We start from the raw sequence: 22,280 nt of genomic DNA on the forward strand, positions 1-22,280 counted from the left end.
CCATCGCGACGCCGTGAGGGCCACGGTTGCCCCTCCCGACCCCCTCGTGTAAGGGACCGCCTTCATATCCGGGGCCGGCGCAGGCCGGCCCGAGGGGCATGCTGCGCGACCGGGGCACCGGGCATCATGCGCCGGATCGTTCCGGCCAAGATCGGCACGGGCCGGTTCCGGCCGGATCTCCAGTTTACACGGCGAGAACGCATGTCCGAGCAGACCCACACCGCCACCTTTGATCGCGTCGCGGACATCATCGCCGACACCGCCGACATCCCGCGCGACACGATCACGCCCGAGAGCCACGCCATCGACGATCTCGGGATCGATTCGCTCGCCTTCCTCGACATCGCCTTCGCGGTGGACAAGGCCTTCGGCATCAAGCTTCCCCTCGAGCGTTGGACCCAGGAGGTCAACGAGGGCAAGGTGCCGGCCGAGGAGTACTTCGTGCTGAAGAACCTCTGCGCCCGCATCGACGCGCTGGTGGCCGAGAAGGCCGCCAAAGCCTGAGTTACCGAGCCTGACTTGCCGAGCCTGACTTGCCGAGCCTGACCGTCAGACCCCGGATGCCGGGGCGCGCCTGTCAGGCCGATCATCGCGGCCCGACCCGGTCCGCCGCGGACGGGCCGGCGCCCGCAGCGAAACCGGCCCGCACGGAACCCTGGACGCCATGCGCCTCGAATATTTCGAGATGATCGACGCCGTGACCCGGTTCGACCGGGAGGCCGGCCGGATCGAGGCCCTGGCCCGCGTGCCGATGGAGAGCCCGGTCTTCGAGGGCCACTTCCCCGACCACCCCCTGGTGCCGGGCGTGCTGCTGACCGAGACCATGGCCCAGGCCTCGGGCTACCTCGTGCTCGCCCATCTCGGCTTCCGGCAGATGCCGTTCCTCATGGGCGTCGACAAGGCGCGCTTCCGCTCCTTCGTCGGCCCCGGAGCGGAACTTCGGATCGAGGCCAGCCTGGAGCATGACGGCTCGGGCTACGCCGTGACCAAGGCGGCCATCCGCCACGACGACAAGCCGCTGGCCAATGCCGAACTGCGCTTTCGCACCATGCCGTTCCCGGCCGGGCTCGACGCGCCGATGCGCGAGCGGGCCCGCAGGATCGGCCTGTTCGATCTCGCGGGCGAGCCCGCATGAGCCCTCGGATATGAGCCTGTGCCTGAGATGAACACTTCGCGCGACGTCGTCGTCACCGGCATCGGTCTCGTGTCCTGCGCGGGCGAGGGCGTCGCCGCGCACCTCGCGGCCTTCGACGCGGGCGCCCCGGCGCGCACCGATACGGAGACCTTCGCGCCCTACACGGTGCATCCGGTCGCGCCGCTCGCCCTCGACGGGCAGATACCGAAGAAGTCCGACCAGCGTCAGATGGAGCCGTGGCAGCGCCTCGGCGTCTATGCCGCCGGCCTCGCCCTCGATTCCGCCGGGGTGAAGGGCGATGCCGATCTCAAGGGGCGCATGCACCTCGTGGTCTCGGCCGGCGGCGGTGAGCGCGACACGGCGGTCGACGGCGCCATCCTCACCGGCCTGCGCGAGGCCGCCGATCCGGGCGCCTACCTCAACGAACACCTCCAGAACGACCTGCGCCCGACCCTGTTCCTGGCCCAGCTCTCGAACCTGCTCGCCGGCAATATCGGCATCGTCCACGGCGTCACGGGCGCCTCGCGCACCTTCATGGGCGAGGAGGCCGCCGGAACCGACGCCCTGCGCATCGCCCAGGCGCGGATCGCCTCGGGGCAGGTCGATTGCATGCTGGTCGGCGGCTCCTACAGCGCCGAGCGCCCCGACGTGATGGTGATCCACGAGATGGGCGGCTATCTGCGCGCCCGCGATTTCCGCGCCGTCTTCGACCGGGGCGGCGCGGACGAGGCCGGCTTCATCCTCGGAAGTGCCGCCGCCTTCCTCGTCCTGGAGGCGGCGGACCATGCCGAGGCGCGCGGGGCGAAGGCGCTGGCGCGCCTCGGCACCGTGGCGAGCGACCGGACCCGGCGCGCGCCCGGCAGCACCGAGGCCAGCCTCGCGACCCTCTGGGCGGCGGCGGGCCTGGAGGCCCCGGACGCGGTGATCGCGGGCGCCACCGGCGTCGCGCCGATCACGGCCGAGGAGGGAGCGGCCCTGGCGCGCCTCGCTCCCGGCGCTCGGGTGACGGCGCTCGGCGATCTCGCCGGCCATACGCTCGAAACCGTCGCGCCCCTCGGCACGGCCCTGGCGGCGGCCCTGGTCTCGCAGAAGGGCCTGCGCGAGGTCGCGGTGACGGTGGTGGGCCATCGGCGCGGCGAGGGCGTGATCCGGGTGACGGCGGCCTGATCCTGCGACAAGGATCGCCGCACGGTCCGGCCGTGGAAAATAGAGTGTAGGACGGCGCGATGACGAACCATTCCCTGCGCGACGCGAAAGGCCGCCCCCTGGTGGCGGTGACCGGCCTCGGCATCGTCACCTCCCTGGGGCAGGGGCAGGCCGACAACTGGGCCGCCCTCACGGCCGGGCGCTCGGGCATCCACGCCATCCGGCGCTTCTCCACGGACGGGCTGCGCACCCGCATCGCCGGCACGGTGGACTTCCTCGACACCGATCCGCTGGTGGCGCCCGCCCTGTCGCAGCGCTTCGCGGAGGAAGCCGCCGACGAGGCGATCGCGCAGTCCGGCATCGGCCGCCCCGGCGACTTTCCCGGCGCACTCTTCATCGCCGTGCCCCCGGTGGAGATCGAGTGGCCCCAGCGCCAGGCGCTGGCCGAGGCGTCCGGCCAGAACGGTCCGATCACCTACACCGACCTGCAGCGCGCCGCCGCGAGCCGCCGCTTCGATCCCTGGCACGACCTCTTCATCTTCGGCACGGTGGCCGACCGCATCGCCGAGCGCTTCGGCACCCGGGGCTCGCCGATCTCGCTCTCCACCGCCTGCTCGTCGGGCGCCACCGCGATCCAGCTCGGCGTCGAGGCGATCCGGCGCGGGGAGGTCAAGGCGGCCCTGTGCATCGGCACCGACGGCTCGGTGAACCCCGAATCCCTGATCCGCTTCTCGCTGCTCTCCGCGCTCTCGACCCAGAACGACCCGCCGGAGGGCGCCTCGAAGCCGTTCTCCAAGAACCGCGACGGGTTCGTCATGGGCGAGGGCGCCGGGGCCCTGGTGCTGGAGGACGCGGAGGCCGCGCGCGCGCGCGGCGCCCGGATCCTCGGCTACGTGCTCGGCTGCGGCGAGAAGGGCGATGGCTTCCACCGCACCCGCTCCAGCCCCGACGGGGCGCCCGGCATCGCGGCGATCCGCGCGGCGCTGGACGATGCCGGCACGACGCCCGACGCCATCGACACCGTGAACGCGCACGGCACCTCGACGCCCGAGAACGACAAGATGGAGGCGATGAGCTGCGCGGCCGTGTTCGGCGCGCGCATCCGCGACCTGCCGGTCTCCTCCAACAAGTCGATGATCGGGCACACGCTCACCGCCGCCGGCGCGGTCGAGGCGGTGATCTCCCTCCTGACCATCGCGCAGGGGCGCATCCCGCCGACGATCAACTACGCGGTGCCGGACCCCGGCATCCCCCTCGACATCGTGGCGGAGGCCCGCGACGTGCCCGTGCGCCGCGTGCTCTCGAACTCCTTCGGCTTCGGCGGCCAGAACACCTGCCTCGTGCTCGCGGACGAGCCCGCATGAGCGCGGACACCACCCGGCGCGTCCTCGTCACCGGGGGCGCCTCCGGCCTCGGCGCGGCCATCGTGCGGGCGCTCGCCGCGGCCGGCCACGACGTCACCTTCACCTATCGCTCGTCGGCCGAGGCGGCCGAGCGCCTCGTGGCGGACCTCTCGGCGGCCCATCCGGGCCGCGCGATCGCCGCCGAGGCCCTCGATCTCGCCGACCGGCCGAGCCTGGAGGCCTTCTGCGACCGGATCGAGGCGGAGGGGTTCTACGGCTACGTCCACAATGCCGGGCAATCCTCCGACGCCCTGGCGGCGATGCTGGACCAGGACCGCGCCGAGGCCGCCATGCAGGTGAACTTCTGGTCGCTCACCCGCCTGGCCAAGTCCCTGGTCCGGGGCATGATCCGGGCCCGCTCGGGCCGCATCGTCGCCATCGGCTCCGTGGCCGCGCTCCGGGCCAATCCCGGCAACGCGGCCTATGCCGCCAGCAAGGGCGCGCTGATCGCCTATTGCCGGACGCTGGCGATCGAGTCGGCCAAGCGCGGCGTCACCGTCAACGTGATCGCGCCGGGCTTCATCGACACCGGGATGATGGCGCCCTACGCCGCCCACCGCGCCACCATGGAGAGGCAGATCCCCGCCGGACGCTTCGCGCGGCCCGAGGACGTCGCGGCCCTCGCAGCCTTCCTGATGGGAGAGGGTGCGGCCTACATCACCGGGGCGGTGCTGCCGGTCGACGGCGGCCTGACCGCGATGATGGGCGTCCACCGCTCCTGAGACCGAGGCACCATGTCCCCGCGCCTCATGCCCCCGCGCCTCATGTCCCCGTTCCCCGCCGCGCTGGCTCTCGTGCTCCTCGCGCCCGCGCCGGCCCTGGCCGCCGAGGCCTTCCGCGTCGACGGCCTGCCGCGCGGCGAGAGCCTGAGCATCCGCGAGACGCCGGACGCCGCCGCGCCGGCCCTGGGGCAGGCCCCGGCCGGGGCCCGCCTGCGCGGCTTCGGCTGCACCGCCGACACCCCGAGCGGACTGACCTGGTGCCGGGTGAAGGCCGGTCCGATCCTCGGCTGGGCGCGCCGGCGCTACCTCTCGCCGGAGTGAGACGAAGCGCGTAGGTTGATGCCGAGAGCCTCGAAGGCTAGCCAGGGCCCGCGACCGTATCGCTCTCGGTCCTTGAGCGGGCAGGGCGATGACATATGAAGGGTCGTCCTGACGGATACCTTTCCCGAGAAGCACCGCCATCCTGGGTCCACGCAGCGGAACCCAGGATCAAGAAACGCAGGCGGCGCAAAGAATGATACCGCCGGCGGCTCCGGATTCCGAGCTCGCCTTCGTCGACCTGGAATGACGGCGCGTCATGACCTGCGATCGGCCTGATTTCAGGTGATCATGGTCAAGGCGTGCCAGCGAATAGAGACGAGCCCCATGCAAGCCCTCCAGCTCCACGGTGACCGCGACCTGCGTCTCGAGGACGTCGCGGAACCGGCGGTTCCCGGCCCCGGCGAGGTCCAGATCCGCGTGCGCGCGGTCGGCCTCAACTTCATCGACGTCTGGGGCTTTCGCGGCATGGCCTTCGCCAAGCGCAAGCTGCCGCTCACGGTGGGCGCCGAGGCCTCGGGCGAGATCGTCCGCGTCGGCGAGGGCGTCGCGGATCTGGCCCCCGGCGACCGGGTGGCGATGTACGGCGCGCAGACCTGCGGGCGCTGCAAGGCCTGCCGCGAGGGGCGCGACAACCTCTGCGAGGACGTCTCCGGCGTGATGGGCTTCCACATCGACGGCTTCGCCCGCGAGCGCGTGACCATGCCGGCCCGCCTCGTGGTGAAGATGCCCGACGGCGTCAGCTTCACCGACGCGGCCTGCGCGCCCGTGGCGTTCGGCACCGTGCAGCACATGTTGTTCGACAATGCCCGCCTGGAACCCGGCGAGAGCATCCTGGTGCATGCCGGCGGCTCCGGCATCGGCACGGCGGCGATCAAGATGGCCAAGGCCATCGGCTGCACCGTCTTCACCACGGTGGGCGACGATGCCAAGGGCGAGCGGGCGCGGGCGCTGGGCGCCGACCACGTCATCAACTACCGCGAGGAACGCTTCGAGGGCGAGGTCCGCCGGCTGACGAAGCGCAAGGGCGTCGACGTGGTGTTCGAGCATGTGGGGCCCGACACCTGGAACGGGTCGCTGCTCTGCCTCAAGCGCGGCGGACGCCTCGTCACCTGCGGCTCCACCTCCGGCGTCTCGACCACCATGAACCTGATGCAGCTGTTCCAGCAGCAATACCGGATCACCGGGTCCTTCGGCTGCTCGATGGCGAATATCCGCGATGCCCTCGCCAAGATGGCCGCGGGGATCACGCCCGTGGTGGACACGGTCCTGCCGCTGGCGGATTTCGCCACGGGTCTGGAACGTCTGGAATCCCGCAAGGTCTTCGGCAAAATCCTCGTGACGCTCTGAGTTGCGGCGCGCACGGGTGCCATCCCGCCGCAAAATGCATTATGCCAGACGTCAGGGTCGTCGCCGGAACGCCCCGCGTCACGGAAATCGATTTGCTTCGCCTTGCCCTCGTTCTGAAGCGTAACCTGCCGCGGCTCGCCGGGCTGGTGATGATTCCCCTGATCCGGACCCTGTTCTGGCTGGCGCGCATCCTCGGAACCGAGCGCGCGAGCCGGGTCGGCGGCCGCCTCGTCCGCACCATCGGCCCCTTCCTGCCGGCCCACCGCACCGCGATGGCCAACCTGCGGGCGGCCTTCCCCGAGCGCGATGCCGCCGCGATCCGCGCGCTCGCAGCCGAGGCCTGGGACAATCTCGGCCGGACCGGCGCGGAATACGCGCACCTCCACACCCTGTTCGACCTCGACCCGGCCGACCTGTCGGCGGACCGGCGCATCACGGTCTCGGGCGAGAACCACTTCGCGGACCTGCGCGACGACGGGAAGCCCGGGCTGATCTTCTCCGCCCACCTCGCGAACTGGGAACTGCCCGCGATCTGCGCGGCGCAGTTCGGCCTCGACGCCACCGCGATCTTCCGGCCGCCGAACGACGCCGCCTCCGCCCGCCTGGTGCAGGAGGTGAGGCGCCAGACCATGGGCGGCCTCGCGGCGGCGGGGCAGGGCGCCGTCTTCGCCATGCAGGGCGTGGTGGAGCGCGGGGGCCATCTCGGCCAGCTCATCGACCAGCACTTCACCCGTGGCGTCGTGGTGGAGTTCTTCGGCCGGCCCGTCCTCGTCAACCCGCTGCTCGGCAAGCTCGCCCGCCATTACGATTGCCCCGTGCACGGGGTCCGGGTGATCCGCCGCGCGGGCACGCGCTTCCATCTCGAACTCACCCCGCCCCTCGACCTGCCGCGCGATGCCGAGGGTGCCGTCGACGTCCAGGGCGCGATGCAGGCCATGACCCGGGTGATCGAGGACTGGATCCGCGAGAATCCCGGCCAGTGGCTCTGGATGCACCGGCGCTGGCGGCCCGCCATGCTGCCCAAACCCAGAGCCGAGACGAAGCCCGCGCCCACCGCCGCCGAGCCGCCGGCGCGCGCGGCCGAGCGAGAGACCACGATTCCCGCGGACCGGGCGGTCTCCTGAGATCATGAGCCCCGCAGCGACGTCCCATCCGCGCCGAGCCGTCGTCCTGTGCCTCGCCCTCCTGGCCGCCGCCCAGGGCGCGCGCGTGACGGGGGCCGCCGCCACCGAGCGTGCCCCGGTGGTGATCGAACTCTACACCAGCCAGGGCTGCGCCTCGTGCCAGACCGCCTCGCGCGTCCTCGGCGAATTCGCGCGCGAGCCGGGCATCATCGCCCTGACCTTCCCGATCACCTACTGGGACTACCTCGGCTGGAAGGACGCCTACGGCATGCCGGCCTTCACGACCCGCCAGCGCGCCTATGCCTCCTCGCGCGGCGAGCGGCAGGTGTTCACGCCCCAGGCCATCGTCAACGGCGAGCCCTCAATGATCCGCTCGGACCGGAACTCCCTGGAGCGCGCCTTGCGCCGCGCCCGGGCGAGCGGCCCGACCCAGGTCATGATCCGGAGCTGGGAGGAGGGCGACCGCATCTGCATCGATGTCGGCGCGAGCGCGAAGCCGGATGCCCAGGCCGAGCTCTGGCTCCTGCCCGTGATGCGCCGCCGCCACATCACCATCGGCGGAGGCGAGAACAAGGGTCAGGTCTTCGACTACATCAACGTGGTGCGCGGGATGCACCGGATCGGCCCCTGGACGGGGCGACCGGCCCATTTCGAGGTGCCGCGCCACGCGGCCAAGGTGGCGGAGGCGGATTCCTACGTCGTGCTGCTTCAGGGGGGCGACGAGGGCCACCCCAAGCGCATCCTCGGCGCGGCCAAGGCACCGGGTTTCTAAAAACGACAGCGGGTTTCCGAAAAAGGCCCTCGGCCGCCGCGCCCAGTCAGCCGATCGCGACATGGCCCCCAGAACGCGAAAACGCCCCGGAGGGCGTTTCATCGCAGCGACTGGGTTGGAAAAATTGGAGCGGGCGAAGGGATTCGAACCCTCGACCCCAACCTTGGCAAGGTTGTGCTCTACCCCTGAGCTACACCCGCTCACGACCGTCATGCGAGGCTTAGACGCCTACCGTGACGGCCCATCGTCTCAACGAAGCCTTGAACCGCTGTTCGGCGGAACTCGCTCCGGTCGTCCCGTTCTGTCAATTGGAGCGGGCGAAGGGATTCGAACCCTCGACCCCAACCTTGGCAAGGTTGTGCTCTACCCCTGAGCTACACCCGCTCACAACCGCGCCGCTGGTGGAAAAGAACCCGCCGGCGGCCCCGGACGGCGTCTCTAAACACCATTCCGCCGGGCGTTGCAAGCGCTGAATCGCCAAGGCTGTTTGCCGGCGTCACGGCGGCCGGTCAGGCCTGCCACTGCGCCGCCGGAGGCAGGCCGCCGGCGATCTCGCGCAGGCGCAGGCGCGTGGCGGCGGTGGTCTCCGGCGGCAGCGCATTGAGGGGAAAGAAGGCGCAGGCCGCGATCTCGCGGTCCGGCGCCTTCGGGGCGCGCACCGAGAAGGCGGGCGCGACGTAGAGCGCGACGTGGTCGCGCCCGGCCGCGGCGCGGTTGTGGTAGAACCCGTGCAGCCGCATCGGACGAGCGGGATCGACCACGATCTCGGCCTCCTCGCGGAATTCGCGGACCATCGCCGCGCAGGCGCTCTCGCCCGCCTCGACGCCGCCGCCGGGCAGGTGCCAGCCCGCCACGTAGGTGTGGCGCACGAGGCAGACCCGCCGGTCGGCGTCGATGGCGACGCCGCGCACGCCCAGCGTCATGCCGCGCGCGGCCAGCGCCCCCAGGTGGAACAGCCGCCGCGCCCAGGGGTGGTCGAGGAGCATGCCGCCTCAGACCACGTGCAGCCGGATGGCGCCGAGGCCGTCGATGGCCCCCGTCATGGTCTCGCCGCGCCGGACCGCGCCCACGCCCGAGGGCGTGCCGGTGTAGATGAGGTCGCCCGGATGCAGCTCGAAATAGGTCGAGAGCAGCGCGATCTGCTCGGGCAGCGACCAGATCATCTCGGAGAGGTCGCCGCGCTGGCGCTCGCCCGCGTCCACCGCCAGGGTGATGGCCCCCCGCGTCGGGTGGCCGATGACGGAGGCCGGGTGCAGCGGCCCGATCGGCGCCGAGGCATCGGCGGATTTGGCGAGGTCCCAGGGGCGTGCGAGGCGCTTGGCCTCGTCCTGGACATCGCGCCGGGTCATGTCGAGGCCGACGGCGTAGCCGTAGACGTGGTGGAGGGCGTCCGCCTCCGCGATGTCGCGGCCGCCGGTCCCGAGGGCCGCCACCATCTCCACCTCGAAATGGTAGTTCTCGGTGCGCGGCGGATAGGGGTGGTCGACGGGCGCGTCGCCGGGCACGATCTGCAGCGCGTCGGCGGGCTTCATGAAGAAGAACGGCGGCTCGCGGTCGGGGTCCTTGCCCATCTCGCGGGCATGGGCGGCGTAGTTGCGGCCGACGCAGTAGACCCGCCGGACCGGAAACAGGTCGTCGCTGCCGACGATCGGCAGGGCGATGCGCGGCGGGTTCGGGATCACGGACAACATGGAGTTCCAACCTCGACGGAGGAGCGGATGCGGCACGGCGCCCCGCGGGCATGCGCGAATCTCGGCATGCCCTGCACAGGACGTCCCGCCATCCCTATCATAGGAGGCGGACCCGGCCGCGCCATCCCGCCGCCGCCGCGAGACGCGCTTCGTGACGAACCCCGACCTCCTGTTAGAGCGCCTCGGCGAACGCCTCGGCGCGGTCCACATCCTCACCGGGGCGGACGACCTCGCGCCCCACCTCGCGGAGACGCGCGGCCTGCGCCGGGGCCATGCCCTGGCGGTGGTGCGGCCCGCCGACACCGCCGAGGTCGCCTTCGTGGTCCGGGCCTGCGCCGAGGCCGGCGTGCCGATCGTGGCGCAGGGGGGCAATACCGGCCATGTCGGCGGAGGCCTGCCGCAGGGCGGCATCGTCGTCTCGATGGCGCGCCTGAACCGCCTGCGCGCGATCGACCCGCTCAACGCCAGCATCACGGTGGAGGCCGGGATGGTGCTGGCCGAGGTGCAGGCGGCGGCCGAAGCCGCCGGGATGCTGTTCGCGCTCTCGCTGGCCTCCGAGGGCTCGTGCCGCATCGGCGGCAACCTCTCCACCAATGCGGGGGGCACCGCCGTGCTGGCCTACGGCAATGCCCGCGACCTCGTCCTCGGGCTGGAGGTGGTCCTGGCCGATGGCCGGGTCTGGAACGGGCTCAAGGCCCTGCGCAAGGACAATGCGGGCTACGACCTCAAGCACCTCTTCCTCGGCTCGGAGGGCACCCTCGGCCTGATCACCGCGGCGGTGCTCAAACTCCATCCCCGGCCGCTGTCGCGCGCGGTGGCCTTCGTGGGCCTCGCCTCGGCCGAGGCCGCGCTCGACCTGTTCCGGGACCTCCGGGCAGAGGGCGGCGCGGCTCTCACCGCCTTCGAGTACATCGCGCCCTTCGGGCTCGAGATCGTGCTGCGCCACCGCGCGGGGGCCCGCCGCCCCCTGGCCGGGACGCACGCGGCCTACGCGCTGGTGGAGGTCTCCACCACGCGGCCGGGCGAGGCGGCGGGCGCGGTCCTGGAGGCGATGCTGGGGCGGGCCCACGCCCGGGGAATCGTCGCGGATGCCGCCCTGGCGGCGAGCGAGGCGCAGGCGCTGGCCTTCTGGGACCTGCGCGAGAGCCTGTCCGAGGTCCAGAAGGCCGAGGGCGGCTCGATCAAGCACGACGTCTCGGTGCCGCTCTCGCGCCTGCCGGACTTCCTCGGGCGGGCGACGCGCGCCTGCGAGGCCGCGCTGCCGGGCCTGCGGGTCTGCGCCTTCGGGCATTTCGGAGACGGCAACATCCACTTCAACCTGAGCCAGCCCGTCGGCATGGAGCGCGCCGCGTTCCTCGCCCAGTGGGAGCGCTTCAACCGGATCGTGCACGACATCGTGCACGCCCTCGAGGGCTCCATCGCGGCCGAGCACGGGGTGGGCCTGCTGAAGCGCGAGGAACTGGCGCGCTACGCCGACCCCGTCGCCCTCGACCTGATGCGCCGCCTCAAGGCGGCCCTCGATCCGCGCGACATCCTGAATCCCGGCAAGGTGGTGCCGAGCGAAGATCCGCCGGGCGGAAACCTTTGAGGCGACATCAACAAAAATTTAGCCGGAACCACGCGGTCCGCAATGGGATTGATGTTGTGCGGCGCACAAAGAGCCGCCAGATTGTTGACCGCAACGCGCCATAAATCGGCTGCGCTGACGCAGGAAGAGACTGAACCGCAACGATGGAGCCTTGGGTGCGCTGCGGCGGGTTAGCCCGGCTTTAACCCTTTGGCGCTCTCCTGGAGAGGAGAAACGCCACCATCGCGACGAGGCGGCCCGCCGAGGCGGATCGCGACCGAAGACCGAACAGGAGACGCGTTCGATGCCGACTTCCCAGGCGAGAGTCCCGACGGCCGAGGCGAGCCGCTACCTCAAGCAGCTCTGCCGTCACTGGAGCCACAAGTTTCCGGTGGAAGCCACCGAGGATGCCGGCCGCGTGCCGTTCGGCGAGGACCGTGTCTGCACCTTCGAGGCCGGCCCCGACGCCCTGCTGATGCGGGTCGCCACCCCCGATCCGGCCGCGCTGACGCGCCTTGAGAACGTGGTCTCCGACCATCTCCTGCGCTTCGCCTTCCGCGAGAACCTCGGCGACATCACCTGGTCCCGCGCGGCCTGACCACCGCGACGGACCCACCCCCGAAAGGTGGCTTCGCGAAGGCTTGACCTGCCGTCCCGAGACCTGATCTTGAGCCTGAAACGCTCGGGCAGGATCGGGAGAGACGGCATGGACGGGATCGCGCAGACTAGCCACGGCGCCGCGCCGCCGGATGGAGGGCAGCACGCCGAGCGCCTGCAGCGTCTCGCGGAGGTCGCGGTCAAGGTCGGGCTCGGCCTGCGGCCCGGGCAGGAACTCGTGATCACCGCCCCCCTGGAGACGGTGCCCCTCGCCCGCGCCATCACCGAGCAGGCCTACAAGGCCGGCGCCTCCCTGGTCACCACCTTCTACGGCGACGACGCCGCCACCCTGGCGCGCTTCGCCCATGCCCCCGACGAGGCCTTCGACACAGCCGCCGGCTGGCTCTACGCGGGGATGGCCGAGGCCTACCGCAGCGGCGCGGCCCGTCTCGCCATCGCGGGGGACGATCCCTCGCTGCTGGCGGGCCAGGATGCGGCCAAGGTGGCGCGCGCCAACCGCGCCCGCTCCAAGGCCTACGTGCCGGCCCTCGAACTCATCGCCAACTTCTCCACCAACTGGACCATCGTCTCGGCCGCCACCAAGCCCTGGGCCCGAACCGTGTTCCCGGACCTGCCCGAGGACGAGGCCATGGCCCGGCTCTGGGATGCGATCTTCGCGGCCTCCCGCGTCGACGGCCCCGACCCGGTGGCCGCCTGGGAGGCCCACAACGCGGCGCTGCACGCGCGGATGAACGCGCTCAACGCGCACCGCTTCGCCGCGCTCCGCTTCTTCGGACCCGGCACCGACCTCACGGTCGGGCTGGCCGACGACCACGAATGGTGCGGCGGCGCCTCGGCCTCGCGCAACGGCATCGTCTGCAACGCCAACATCCCCACCGAGGAGGTCTTCACCACGCCGCACCGGAACCGGGTCGACGGCACCGTCACCAGCACCAAGCCGCTCTCCTACCAGGGCACCCTGATCGACGGCATCGTGGTGCGCTTCGAGGAAGGGCGCATCGTCGAGGCCAGCGCGCGCACGGGCGGCGACGTGCTCGCCAAGGTGCTGGAGACCGACGAGGGCGCCCGCCGCCTCGGCGAGGTGGCGCTGGTGCCGGCCTCCTCGGCGATCTCGGCCTCGGGGCTCCTGTTCTACAACACCCTCTACGACGAGAACGCGGCCAGCCACATCGCCCTGGGTCAGGCCTACAGCAAGTGCTTCCGGAACGGCGGCGCGGATTTCAGCGAGGACGACCTCGCGGCGCGCGGCGCCAACCGCAGCCTGATCCACATCGACTGGATGATCGGCTCGGACCGGATCGACGTCGACGGCCTCTCCGCCGAGGGCCGGGCCGTGCCGGTGATGCGCGCGGGCGAGTGGGTCGAATGAGGCGAGGAAAGGCCCGGGGATAAGGTGATCTGGCGGTAGCCGGGGGGCGTATTCCTCGACGTCGACGGCCGGCCTTCCGCGCGGCCCCGCGAAACCCGTCCCTGAGGGCGCCGCCGTGCGCGGGCGCACGCCCACGGCCAAGCCCGGCTTGACGTGGGTAAACTTCCCACGCATTCAGGGGGTGTGGTCGCGTCAGGCCATGGACCTGCGAGGGACCGGGTGAGCCGGTCCCTCGCGCGGCATCCGCCCATCCGAGAATCGGTCTTCGCGCGTTCGCCGGCGCGCGCGGGGATCGATGGTTCGCGTGCGGCGCCGCGGTCGAAACCTTCCCCTGAGCTCACCATCTCCCGCGAGGGAGACAACGAGGATCTCATGATCAAGCATCTTCTTCGCGCCGGCCCGGTGGCGGTCCTGCTCACCGGCGCGGCCTCCGCCGCCGACCTGCCGCGCCGCGCCGCGCCGCCGGTCTTCACGCAGGTCCCGGTCTTCTCCTGGACCGGCTTCTATGCCGGCGTGAACGCGGGCTACGGCTTCGATGCGGGCAGCGGCACCAGCGGCTCCACCACCGTCACCACCACGGCCGCCTCCGGGCTCATCGCCAATGGCGGCGCGCCGGGTGTGGCGACCTTCAGCAACAGCCGCAACAACGACGGCTTCTCGGGCGGCGGCCAGATCGGCTACAACTACCAGTTCACGCCGGGCTCCGGCGTCGTGGTCGGCGTCGAGGCCGACGCGCAGTATCTCGGCTTCGGCAGCAACCGGAACACCGCGACCTTCACCGGCACGCCCAACGCCGACGTGACCTTCGTCAACCCGAACGGCCTCTCGAACCTCGATTACTTCGGCACGGTGCGCGGCCGCCTCGGCTACGCCTTCGACCGCACCCTGGTCTACGGCACCGGCGGCTTCGCCTATGGCGGTGGGGGCGGCTCCAGCTTCGGCCTGCCCAACAGCACCAGCGACAATTTCCGCACCGGCTGGGCCGCCGGCGGCGGCATCGAGTACGCCCTGCCCACCGATTCGTTCCTGAACTTCTTCCGCTCGTCCGCCGTGACGCTGAAGGTCGAAGGCCTCTATGTCAGCCTCGACCGCAACAGCACCAACGGCGTGTTCGCCTATTCGAACAGCACCGGCGCCGTCTACAACGTGTCCGGCACCAGCTACGCGACCACCACCGGTTACACCGCCCGCCGCTCCGACGAGTTCGCGGTGGTGCGCGCCGGCCTGAACTACAAGTTCGGCACCTACTGAGAGCGGAGGGGCCGACACGGAATTTGACCCGAGCATCCCCAGCCCGATCAGACTGGCCGCCCGGTCAAATGGCGCCTCGGGAGCGATCCCGGGGCGTTTCGCGCATCGCGTACCGTTTCCGATGGATCGCTCCTGTCGTGACGGCGCCTCCCTTCGCCGCGCCCGCGGAGAGAGGGGGCCGGCAGCCCATCGAACCGATCGATAGGGACCCGTATCGGGCCCCTCGGGGCGTCGGGCTGTCCTGGGATCGATCAAGGTCGGAGACCCGCTCCTTCAAGCTTCCTTTACCATACCGGGAACAAAGTTCGCGGCGGGGTGGCATCCTTGACCCGCCTCCAGCCGGACGGCCATGTTCCTGTTCACCACGCCCCCTGCCAGCACCCGCGAGACCGGCGCCAGCCGGGACGCTGGGACGCGCGGGACCACCGGGCGCGCGGGCGCGTCGAGCGACGTGATCACGGCGATCCGCGACGGGGCACAGACCTCCGGCGCGGGCTTCGACTACCTCCTGGCCACGGCCCAGAGGGAATCGTCCCTCGATCCCAGTGCTAAGGCCGGCACCTCCTCGGCCACCGGCCTGTTCCAGTTCATCGAGCAGACCTGGCTCGGCACCATGAAGACTGCCGGCCCCCGGCTCGGCCTCTCGACCTATGCGGACGCGATCACGAAGGGGGCCGACGGCACCTACGCGGTGAGCGATCCGGCCGCCAAGCAGACCATCCTCGACCTGCGGCGCGACCCGAAGATCGCCGCCACCCTGGCGGGCGCCCTGACCGAGCGGAACCGCGAGACCCTCACGGCGGCGCTGGGGCGCGAGCCGACGGGGGGCGACCTCTACGCCGCCCACGTCCTCGGCGCGCGCGGCGCCGCCGCCCTCATCGGCACCGCGCAGGCGAGCCCGGCCCGGGCCGCCGCCCTCGACATGCCGGAGGCGGCCGCCGCCAATCGGAGCCTGTTCTACGACAAGTCCGGGCGCCCGCGCGGGGCGGCCGAGCTCTACGCGCACCTCGCCACGGCCCGCGCGGGCACGGCCCCGGCCTCCGCCGGCGCCGCACTGCCCGAGGTGACGACCGCCTATGCCTCCCTCGACGAGGGCGGGCTGCGCTCGATGTTCCAGACCGACCCGCGCCAGCAGGGCGGCGTCTCGGCCGGCGTCGCGCGGCTCTGGCAGGGACGCGGGCCCAGCCAGGATTCGAGCCGGCAGGATGCCGGCTCCGGCCGCAGCGCGCCGACCTACTTCCCGCGCTCGGACGGCACGGACACCGTCGCCGCCGTCGCGAGCGACACCGAGGCCGCGTCCGCGACGCCCGCGACGGGCTCCGCCCTCCTCGGCGCGCCGCTGCCGCCGCGCCGGCCGGCGGAATTCGGTGCCTCGGCCGGCGCGTCCCGGTCCGGCGCGCCCCTCGACCTGTCCCTCTTCACGATCCGGAGCGGCCCATGATCATCCGCCAGTTCCTCGCCTGGACGCAGCACAGCTCCGCCACGCGCCGGGCGGAGGCGGCGGGCGCGCTGGCGCGCGCCTATCTCTATGGCGGGCTCGGCGAGGACGTCGCCTGGCAGGCGGAAGCCGCCCTCCTGGCCCTCCTCGACGATCCCTCCAGCCTGGTGCGGCGAGCGCTGGCGGAAGCCTGCGCCGGCTGCGCCACGGCGCCCCGCACGCTCATCGTCGCCCTGGCCGGCGACCAGCCCGAGATCGCCGCGCTGGTCCTCGCCCGTTCCCAGGTGCTCGGCGATGCCGACCTCGTCGACGGCGTCGCCATCGGCTGCCTCACCACCCGCCTCGCCATCGCGGGGCGCCCGAACCTCTCGCCCGCCGTCGCGGGGGCGCTCGCCGAGATCGGCGAGGCGGAGGCGCTCGTCGCGCTCGCCCGCAACCGCGGCGCCAGGATCACCACCGGCAGCCTGATGCGCATGGTCGAGCGGCACGGCGACGCGGCCGTCCTGCGCGAGGCAATCCTGGCCCGGCCCGACCTGCCGCTCGAGGTGCGCCAAAGCGTCACCACGCGCCTCGCCGCCTCGCTCTCGGCCTTCGCGGTGGGGGCCGGCTGGCTCACGCCGGCGCGCGGCGAGCGCGCCAGCCGGGAGGCGCAGGAGCGCGCCACCCTCGCCTTCAGCGCCGACGCCCATCCCGTCGACCTCGCCCGCCTCGTGGCCCACCTGAAAGCCAACGGGCAGCTCAATGCCGGCCTGCTCCTGCGGGCGATCCTGTCGGGCCGGATGGCCTTCGCGGAGGCGGCGCTCGCCGACCTCTCGGGCCTCAGCGCGCGCCGGGTGGCCGGCCTGCTGCAGGATGCCTCGGCCGCCGCCTTCGCGGCGCTGCACCGCAAGGCCGGCCTGCCCCCCGTCCTGCTCCCGGCCTTCACCGCCGCCCTCTCGGCCTGGCGGGAGGCCGGCCAGGGCACCATCGCCCAGGCGGGCGCCGGCCTGTCGCGCCTGATGATCGAGCGGGCGCTCACCGCCTGCGAGGCCATGCCCTTCGCCGAGGCCCAGGGCGTCATGGCGCTCCTCGCCCGCTTCGAGGCGGAGGCCGCCCGCGACGAGGCGCGGATGCTCGCTCGCGAACTCGCGGCGGAGGGCGAGCACGAGGAGGCCCTGCGCCTCCGGAACGAGATCCTCGACGGCGAGTGGCGCGAGGCGCAGCGCCTGGTCACGCAGGTTCCGGAAGCCACGCCGACACAGGTGGCCATACCCGTGACGATGCCGGTGCCCGAGGCCGTGCCGGCGCTGGAAGCCGAGGCGGTTCCGGAAGCCGACGCAGTTCCGGAAGCCGAGGCGGTGTCGGTGCCGGTCGTCGAGGAGGCTCCGGCGGTCCCGGACCTCGCCGCGCGGGCGCCGGAAGTCCGGAGCGATCCGGTCGGCCTCATCCTCGAGGCGTTGCCGGACGCCCTCCTGGCCGAGTTCCAGGGCAGCCGCGAGTCCACGCGGGCGGTTTCCATCGAGGTGGTCCTCGACGCCATCCCCGAGGCCCTGATCGCCAGCTACCGCGACGACCGGGCGCGGATCGCCGCCTGAATGTCTCTCACAAAACACCCGCCGCCCCGCCGTGCCCAAAGTGAGGACCGGCGGTGGTCGGGAGGTTTACGAGGCACTCTGAAGCGGGCACGTCAGCCGAACTGCTCGCGAAGGATGCGCTCGTCGAGGCTGTGACCGGGATCGTGCAGCAGGGTCAGGTTCGTGGCGTGGTCGAGCCAAGTCTCGACGGTGGAGACGCGCCGGAACTCGGTGTGGTCGGCCACCGCCGCCACCGGGCGGTGCGCGGCATCCAGCACCTCGATCAGAATGCGGGCAAAGTCCGGCAGCAGGGCCCCGCGCCAGCGCCGGGGCCGGAAGGCCGAGATCGGCGTCAGCGCCAGGAGCCGCGCGTTCAGGGGCAGGATCGGGCCGCCCACCGAGAGGTTGTAGGCGGTGGAGCCGGCCGGCGTCGCCGCGAGCACGCCGTCGGCGATCAGTTCGGGCAGGCGGACATGCCCGTCCACCGAGATCCGGAGCTTGGCGGTTTGGTGGGTCTGGCGCAGCATGTAGACTTCGTTGAGGGCGCGGGCCTCGTGCCGGCGCCCCTCGGTGTCCACCGCCGCCATCATCAGCGGGTGGATGATGCTGCGCTTGGTGTTCTCCAGGCGCTCGATCAGCCCATCCTCGCGAAATTCGTTCATGAGGAAGCCGACCGTGCCCCGGTTCATGCCATAGATCGGCGTGCCCGCATGCATGAAGCGGTGGAGCGTCTGGAGCATCAGGCCGTCGCCGCCCAGCGCCACCACCACGTCGGCCTCGTCGGGCGGCACGTGGTCGTAGCGGCGCATCAGGGTGGCGGCGGCTTGGCGAGCGTCCTCCGTGGGACTCGCGACGAAGGCAAGCCGTTCGAAACGCCGCGCCATGGGCTCACTTCCGCCTTGCCGACCAACTTGCCGACGCGAAGCGTTCGCTCCAGCGTCCCCCAATCCAGGTCCGTCGGCGATTCCGCCGGCACGCTCCCGCCGGTGGAGCGCCGGGGCCCTGTTCGGAGACCCATAGCATGGAGCGCGCGCTTCTCGTCTACACCACCTTCCCGGATGCCGGCACCGCCCTGAAAGTCGGGGAAGAGCTCGTGCGCCTCCGGCTCGCCGCCTGCGTCAACGTGCTGCCCGGCATGCTCTCGGTCTATGCCTGGAAGGGCGCGGTGGAGCACGGCGCGGAGGCGGCGGCGATCCTGAAGAGCCGGGAGGGCCTGGCCGAGGCCCTCGGCGCCGCCCTGAAGGCGCGCCACCCCTACGAGACGCCGATCATCCTGCATCTTCCCGTCACCGGCGCCGACCCCGACACGGCGGCCTGGATCATGGCCGAGACTCAGGGGCCGCCGATCGGGTAGCTGCGTCCCTTCCAGATCGGCGTCCCCGCCCCCTTGCGCCGCAGGAGCGCGGTCCACTGGATCGCCAGCGCGACCAGGATTGTGGCGGGATGCAGGAGGACCGTGCCCGCCGGCTCACGGGTGACGAGGGTGATCGCCGCGCGCGTCGCCAGCGAGACCAGGGCCGCCGCGAAGGCCAGGAAGGCCGCGTGCCCGGAACCGAACCCGAGCAGCGCGAGCGCGAGCAGAAGCCAGGGCAGCACGTGGCCGCCCGCCAGCAGCAGGGTCCAGACGGGCAGGCCACGCGGCGTCGCCATGCCCTCGCGGGCGTTCTTCGAGAAGCCGGCCCAGCTCTGGCGCAAGCCGCGATACATCCGGCAGGTGGCGAGGGCATGCGCGGCCACGAGGTCGGTGCGGTATCCGGCCAGGCGGAACCGGCGCGGCATCACCACGCCGTCATGGAGGCTGGTGCGTAACGCCCCGTGCCCCCCGGTCGCCGCGTAGGCCTCGCGGGCGACGAGGACGAGCTGCCCGCAGGCGGCGCCCAGGCTCGGCCTCGGCGAGGCCCGCATCATCGCCATGGGCAGGTAGCCGATCAGAAGGAAGTTGATCATCGGCACCGTGAGGCGTTCACCGAGCGAGCCCATGCGCTGGCGCGGCACGCCGCTGACGAGGGCCGAGTCGGTGCGCCGCGCATGCGCGGCCAGTGACGCCGCGGCGGCGGGCGCCAGGGTCACGTCGGCATCGACGAAGAGGAGGTAGCTGCCCCGCGCGGCCTCGGCCAGCCGTGCGCAGGCGTGGTTCTTCCCCGTCCAGCCCTCCGGCAGGGCCGGGATCGAGAGGAGGCGCAGGCGGGAATCCGTCGCGGCGATGCCCGAGACGATCGCGGCCGTGCCGTCGGTGGAATGGTCGTCGCCGACGATGACCTCCAGGGCCACCCCCGCGCTGGCGAGCGCCGCCCGCACCGTCCCGGCGATCACGCCGGCCTCGTCGCGGGCCGGGATGAGGATCGAGACCTTGGCGCGGACGTCGAGGTCCGGCTCCGGGGTCCGCAGGATGGAAAGGTTGATCCAGGCGATCAGCCCCGGCAGCAGCGCGCAGACCAGCGCCAGGATCGCGAGACCGAGCATCACGGGACCGGGTTCCCCTTCGACCGATGGGCCGCCTCGAAGGGCCGGCCCGCGAGGACGGCGCGCAGGCGCCGCCAGAGATCGTAGACCCCTCCGATCCCCTTGGCACCGGAGGCCAGCGCCGTGAAGCGCTCCGCCTCGCGGGAGACCACGTCGGCGCTGAGCGCATCGAGGGTGGCGGTGAGGTCCGCCTCCATCCGCGCGAGCCGCTCGGGCCGGGGCAGAGCGAGCAGGTCGGCCCCGGAGACGGGCGTGCCGAAGGCCGCGAAGGCCTCGCCGCCGCGCTCCTCCCAGAACGCGTATTCGAGGGCGAGCGGGACGAACAGCGCGTCGGGCGCGATCTCGGGCAGGCGCGCCACGCCGCCGCGCAGACCGAGCGGACGGGCGCGGACGTCCTGGAAGCGTCCCTGCGCGGTGATCCAGATCATCCGGTTCGGCGCGCCGAGGATGCGGCGCGAGGCCTTGAGGAACTGGGCCGCGCCGCGCGCCGAATCGAGGTCGACCGCGAAGGCGCCCATCCGGGCGAAGACCGTGTATTTCTCCAGCATCCGCGCATCGAAGGGCGCGTAGCTCTCGCGGCGCGGGAACAGCCGCCCGGCGAGCAGGATGACGACGGCGGCGTCCCACCAGGCCGGATGGTTGCAGTAGACCACGATCGGACCGGGATGATCGGCGTCAGGCGGCATTCCCCGGCGGGCGAGCCGCAGGGCGTTGAGGTGGCGTCGGACGTACCGGTCGAAGTACCCGACCATGAACCGCCACAGGGCGGGCGACCGGGCCGGAGCTTCCTTGCTGGCCACGCGGGAGCCCTCAGGCGCTGGCGCGCACCTCCGCCCGCGCGTCGGTGTCGAGGGCGTCCGCCGCGATCCAGCCCGACATCATCACCATCGGCATGCCGGGGCCCGGATGGGCGGCGCCGCCCGCAAGGTAGAGGCCCCGCACCTGCCGCGAGCGGTTGCCCGGCTTGAAGGCGCCCATGAACTTGCCGTGCGAGGCCAGCCCGTAGATCGCCCCGTTGAGCACCTTGTAGCGCTCGTGGATGTCCTGCGGGGTCAGGTGGCGCTCGACCACGATGCGCTCCTCGAGGTCGGGCATGTTGGCGGTGCGCTTGAGCTTGTCGAGGATGACCTGACGATAGGCCGGAAACATCTTCGACCAGTCGTGGTGCGGCCGGAGATACGGCGTGTGCACGAGGACGTAGAGCGCCTCGCCGCCCTCGGGCGCCACGGACGGGTCGGTGGAGGAGGGGGCCGCGAGGTAGGCGGTCGGGTCCGGGGCCGGCTCGCCCTTGTGGTAGATGTAGTCGAACTCCTCCTCCGGGTCGCGGGAGAAGACGAAATCATGGTGGTTCAGGTGCTCGTAGCGCTTGTTCAGCCCCAGATAGAGTACCACGCCGGAACAGGCCGGCTCGAAGCTCTTCTTCTCGTAGGCCTTGCCGACGTCGCCGCCGACCAGCTCGCGGTAGGTGCGCACCGAATCCATGTTCGAGATCACGGCGTCGAACGGGGTGATGCCCGAGGCGGTCCGCACGCCCTTGACCGCGCCCTTCTCGATGGCGAGGCCCGAGACCTCGTCGCCGGGCCGCAGGGTGGCGCCGAGTTCGGAGGCCAGCTTCGTCAGGGCCTCGGCCACCGCACGGGTGCCGCCCATCGGATACCAGACGCCCTCGGCGGTCTGCATGTGGGCGATGGCGCAGAGCACGGCCGGCGCGCCGTAGGGCGAGGAGCCGACATATTGCACGAAGTGATCGAGCATCTGCGCGAGGCGCGCGTCCTTGACCTTCGAGCGGATGGTGCCGGCGACCGACGAGCCCATGCGCAGCGAGAGCACGTCCCGCAGGGTGCCGGGGTTCATGTTGGCGCGGATGTTGATCGTGTCGAACAGGTCCTCGACCGGCTTCCAGAAGAAGAACTTGTTCGAGACGTCGTGCAGGTGCTCGGAGATTTCGAGGAACTTCCTGTAGCCCTCGCCGGCCCCGGTATTGGGCGCGAAGCGCTCCATGTCGGCCGCCATGGTGGGCACGTCGGCCATGAGGTCGAGATGGGTGTTGTCGTCGAAGAAGCAGCGCCATTGCGGATCGAGCCGGCGCAGGTCGAGATAATCGTGGATGTTACGTCCGGCCTCTTGGAAGATGCGCTCCAGCACCTTCGGCACCGTGAGGATCGTCGGCCCCATGTCGAACCGGAACCCGCCCTCGTGCAGCACCGCCGCCTTGCCGCCGAGCCAGTCGTTCTTGTCGTAGAGCGTGACCTTGTGGCCGCGCGCGGCACTCACGCAGGCCGCCGCCAGGCCGCCCAACCCCGCGCCGACGACGGCGACCGAAGACCCAGCCCGCATGTTCGTGTCACTCCCCGGGCCGG

22 protein-coding genes and 2 tRNA genes are annotated in these 22,280 nt (G+C 71.9%); 16 read left to right on the forward strand and 8 right to left on the reverse strand.

Annotated features, from left to right (window positions below; genetic code table 11):
• Positions 1-201: 201 nt before the first annotated feature.
• From MKK54_RS16605 to MKK54_RS16645, 9 genes are all read left to right on the forward strand, one after another.
• A complete protein-coding gene (locus tag MKK54_RS16605; protein ID WP_244012312.1) occupies positions 202-504 on the forward strand; it encodes an acyl carrier protein in 303 nt (100 codons plus the stop codon).
• Between the two features lie 160 nt (positions 505-664).
• A complete protein-coding gene (locus tag MKK54_RS16610; protein WP_244012313.1) occupies positions 665-1,135 on the forward strand; it encodes a 3-hydroxyacyl-ACP dehydratase FabZ family protein in 471 nt (156 codons plus the stop codon).
• 27 nt (positions 1,136-1,162) lie between these two features.
• Positions 1,163-2,302, forward strand: coding sequence for a beta-ketoacyl-ACP synthase (locus MKK54_RS16615; RefSeq protein WP_244012314.1), 1,140 nt, complete (start codon positions 1,163-1,165; stop codon positions 2,300-2,302).
• Between the two features lie 59 nt (positions 2,303-2,361).
• On the forward strand, positions 2,362-3,645 hold the full coding sequence (locus MKK54_RS16620) for a beta-ketoacyl-ACP synthase (RefSeq protein WP_244012315.1): 1,284 nt from the start codon (positions 2,362-2,364) through the stop codon (positions 3,643-3,645).
• Entirely contained in the window at positions 3,642-4,406 is a 765-nt protein-coding gene (locus MKK54_RS16625; RefSeq protein WP_244012316.1) for an SDR family oxidoreductase, read from the forward strand. The genes MKK54_RS16620 and MKK54_RS16625 overlap by 4 nt, the downstream gene beginning before the upstream one ends.
• Before the next feature lie 12 nt (positions 4,407-4,418).
• Positions 4,419-4,727, forward strand: coding sequence for an SH3 domain-containing protein (locus tag MKK54_RS16630; RefSeq protein WP_409564197.1), 309 nt, complete (start codon positions 4,419-4,421; stop codon positions 4,725-4,727).
• A gap of 324 nt (positions 4,728-5,051) precedes the next feature.
• Positions 5,052-6,074 (forward strand): zinc-binding dehydrogenase, encoded by a 1,023-nt coding sequence (locus MKK54_RS16635; RefSeq protein ID WP_244012317.1) that lies wholly within the window; start codon positions 5,052-5,054, stop codon positions 6,072-6,074.
• 92 nt (positions 6,075-6,166) lie between these two features.
• Positions 6,167-7,198, forward strand: a complete 1,032-nt coding sequence (locus tag MKK54_RS16640) for a lipid A biosynthesis lauroyl acyltransferase (RefSeq protein ID WP_244012318.1) — start codon at positions 6,167-6,169, stop codon at positions 7,196-7,198.
• Between the two features lie 4 nt (positions 7,199-7,202).
• Positions 7,203-7,970, forward strand: a complete 768-nt coding sequence (locus MKK54_RS16645; RefSeq protein WP_244012319.1) for a DUF1223 domain-containing protein — start codon at positions 7,203-7,205, stop codon at positions 7,968-7,970.
• 125 nt (positions 7,971-8,095) lie between these two features.
• On the opposite strand, the gene MKK54_RS16650 is transcribed toward MKK54_RS16645, so the two are convergent.
• The 4 genes from MKK54_RS16650 to MKK54_RS16665 all read right to left on the reverse strand — a co-directional run bounded on the left by MKK54_RS16650 (position 8,096) and on the right by MKK54_RS16665 (position 9,661).
• Positions 8,096-8,170 (reverse strand) — tRNA-Gly (locus tag MKK54_RS16650).
• Positions 8,171-8,279: 109 nt separating this feature from the next.
• A tRNA-Gly gene (locus MKK54_RS16655) sits at positions 8,280-8,354 on the reverse strand.
• 125 nt (positions 8,355-8,479) lie between these two features.
• Complete coding sequence (locus MKK54_RS16660) at positions 8,480-8,956, reverse strand: NUDIX domain-containing protein (protein WP_244012320.1); 477 nt, start codon at positions 8,954-8,956, stop codon at positions 8,480-8,482.
• A 6-nt stretch (positions 8,957-8,962) separates the two neighbouring features.
• Positions 8,963-9,661, reverse strand: coding sequence for a fumarylacetoacetate hydrolase family protein (locus MKK54_RS16665; RefSeq protein ID WP_244012321.1), 699 nt, complete (start codon positions 9,659-9,661; stop codon positions 8,963-8,965).
• Between the two features lie 151 nt (positions 9,662-9,812).
• On the opposite strand from MKK54_RS16665, the gene MKK54_RS16670 reads away from it, so the two are divergent.
• From MKK54_RS16670 to MKK54_RS16695, 6 genes are all read left to right on the forward strand, one after another.
• Positions 9,813-11,249, forward strand: a complete 1,437-nt coding sequence (locus MKK54_RS16670) for an FAD-binding oxidoreductase (protein WP_244012322.1) — start codon at positions 9,813-9,815, stop codon at positions 11,247-11,249.
• 283 nt (positions 11,250-11,532) lie between these two features.
• Positions 11,533-11,826 carry a DUF2218 domain-containing protein gene (locus MKK54_RS16675; RefSeq protein WP_244012323.1) on the forward strand — a complete coding sequence of 98 codons (294 nt, stop codon included), beginning with the start codon at positions 11,533-11,535 and terminating at the stop codon, positions 11,824-11,826.
• 108 nt (positions 11,827-11,934) lie between these two features.
• Positions 11,935-13,215, forward strand: coding sequence for an aminopeptidase (locus MKK54_RS16680; RefSeq protein WP_244012324.1), 1,281 nt, complete (start codon positions 11,935-11,937; stop codon positions 13,213-13,215).
• Between the two features lie 372 nt (positions 13,216-13,587).
• On the forward strand, positions 13,588-14,466 hold the full coding sequence (locus MKK54_RS16685; protein WP_244012325.1) for an outer membrane protein: 879 nt from the start codon (positions 13,588-13,590) through the stop codon (positions 14,464-14,466).
• A gap of 349 nt (positions 14,467-14,815) precedes the next feature.
• The gene (locus tag MKK54_RS16690) at positions 14,816-15,907 is read left to right on the forward strand and encodes a lytic transglycosylase domain-containing protein (protein ID WP_244012326.1); all 1,092 of its coding nucleotides are present in this window, start codon (positions 14,816-14,818) and stop codon (positions 15,905-15,907) included.
• Positions 15,904-17,478 carry a DUF2336 domain-containing protein gene (locus tag MKK54_RS16695; protein WP_244012327.1) on the forward strand — a complete coding sequence of 525 codons (1,575 nt, stop codon included), beginning with the start codon at positions 15,904-15,906 and terminating at the stop codon, positions 17,476-17,478. The genes MKK54_RS16690 and MKK54_RS16695 overlap by 4 nt, the downstream gene beginning before the upstream one ends.
• 92 nt (positions 17,479-17,570) lie before the next feature.
• Here the strand turns inward: MKK54_RS16695 and MKK54_RS16700 are convergent, their stop codons facing one another.
• Complete coding sequence (locus MKK54_RS16700) at positions 17,571-18,341, reverse strand: NAD kinase (RefSeq protein WP_244012328.1); 771 nt, start codon at positions 18,339-18,341, stop codon at positions 17,571-17,573.
• Between the two features lie 137 nt (positions 18,342-18,478).
• On the opposite strand from MKK54_RS16700, the gene cutA reads away from it, so the two are divergent.
• Positions 18,479-18,811, forward strand: coding sequence for a divalent-cation tolerance protein CutA (cutA, locus tag MKK54_RS16705; RefSeq protein ID WP_244012329.1), 333 nt, complete (start codon positions 18,479-18,481; stop codon positions 18,809-18,811).
• Here cutA and MKK54_RS16710 read toward each other — a convergent pair.
• The 3 genes from MKK54_RS16710 to MKK54_RS16720 are packed head-to-tail and all read right to left on the reverse strand — an operon-like array spanning position 18,790 to position 22,257.
• Positions 18,790-19,920 (reverse strand): glycosyltransferase, encoded by a 1,131-nt coding sequence (locus tag MKK54_RS16710; RefSeq protein WP_244012365.1) that lies wholly within the window; start codon positions 19,918-19,920, stop codon positions 18,790-18,792. The genes cutA and MKK54_RS16710 overlap by 22 nt on opposite strands.
• On the reverse strand, positions 19,920-20,672 hold the full coding sequence (locus MKK54_RS16715; RefSeq protein WP_244012366.1) for a lysophospholipid acyltransferase family protein: 753 nt from the start codon (positions 20,670-20,672) through the stop codon (positions 19,920-19,922). Before MKK54_RS16715 ends, MKK54_RS16710 begins: the two co-directional genes overlap by 1 nt.
• Positions 20,673-20,730: 58 nt before the next feature.
• Positions 20,731-22,257: a phytoene desaturase family protein gene (locus tag MKK54_RS16720; RefSeq protein ID WP_244012330.1), complete on the reverse strand. Its 1,527-nt coding sequence runs from the start codon at positions 22,255-22,257 to the stop codon at positions 20,731-20,733.
• Positions 22,258-22,280 lie beyond the last annotated feature (23 nt).

Origin of the sequence: Methylobacterium sp. J-068 (assembly GCF_022829445.1) — a bacterium.
In the GTDB taxonomy this organism is placed as follows: Bacteria; Pseudomonadota; Alphaproteobacteria; order Rhizobiales; family Beijerinckiaceae; genus Methylobacterium.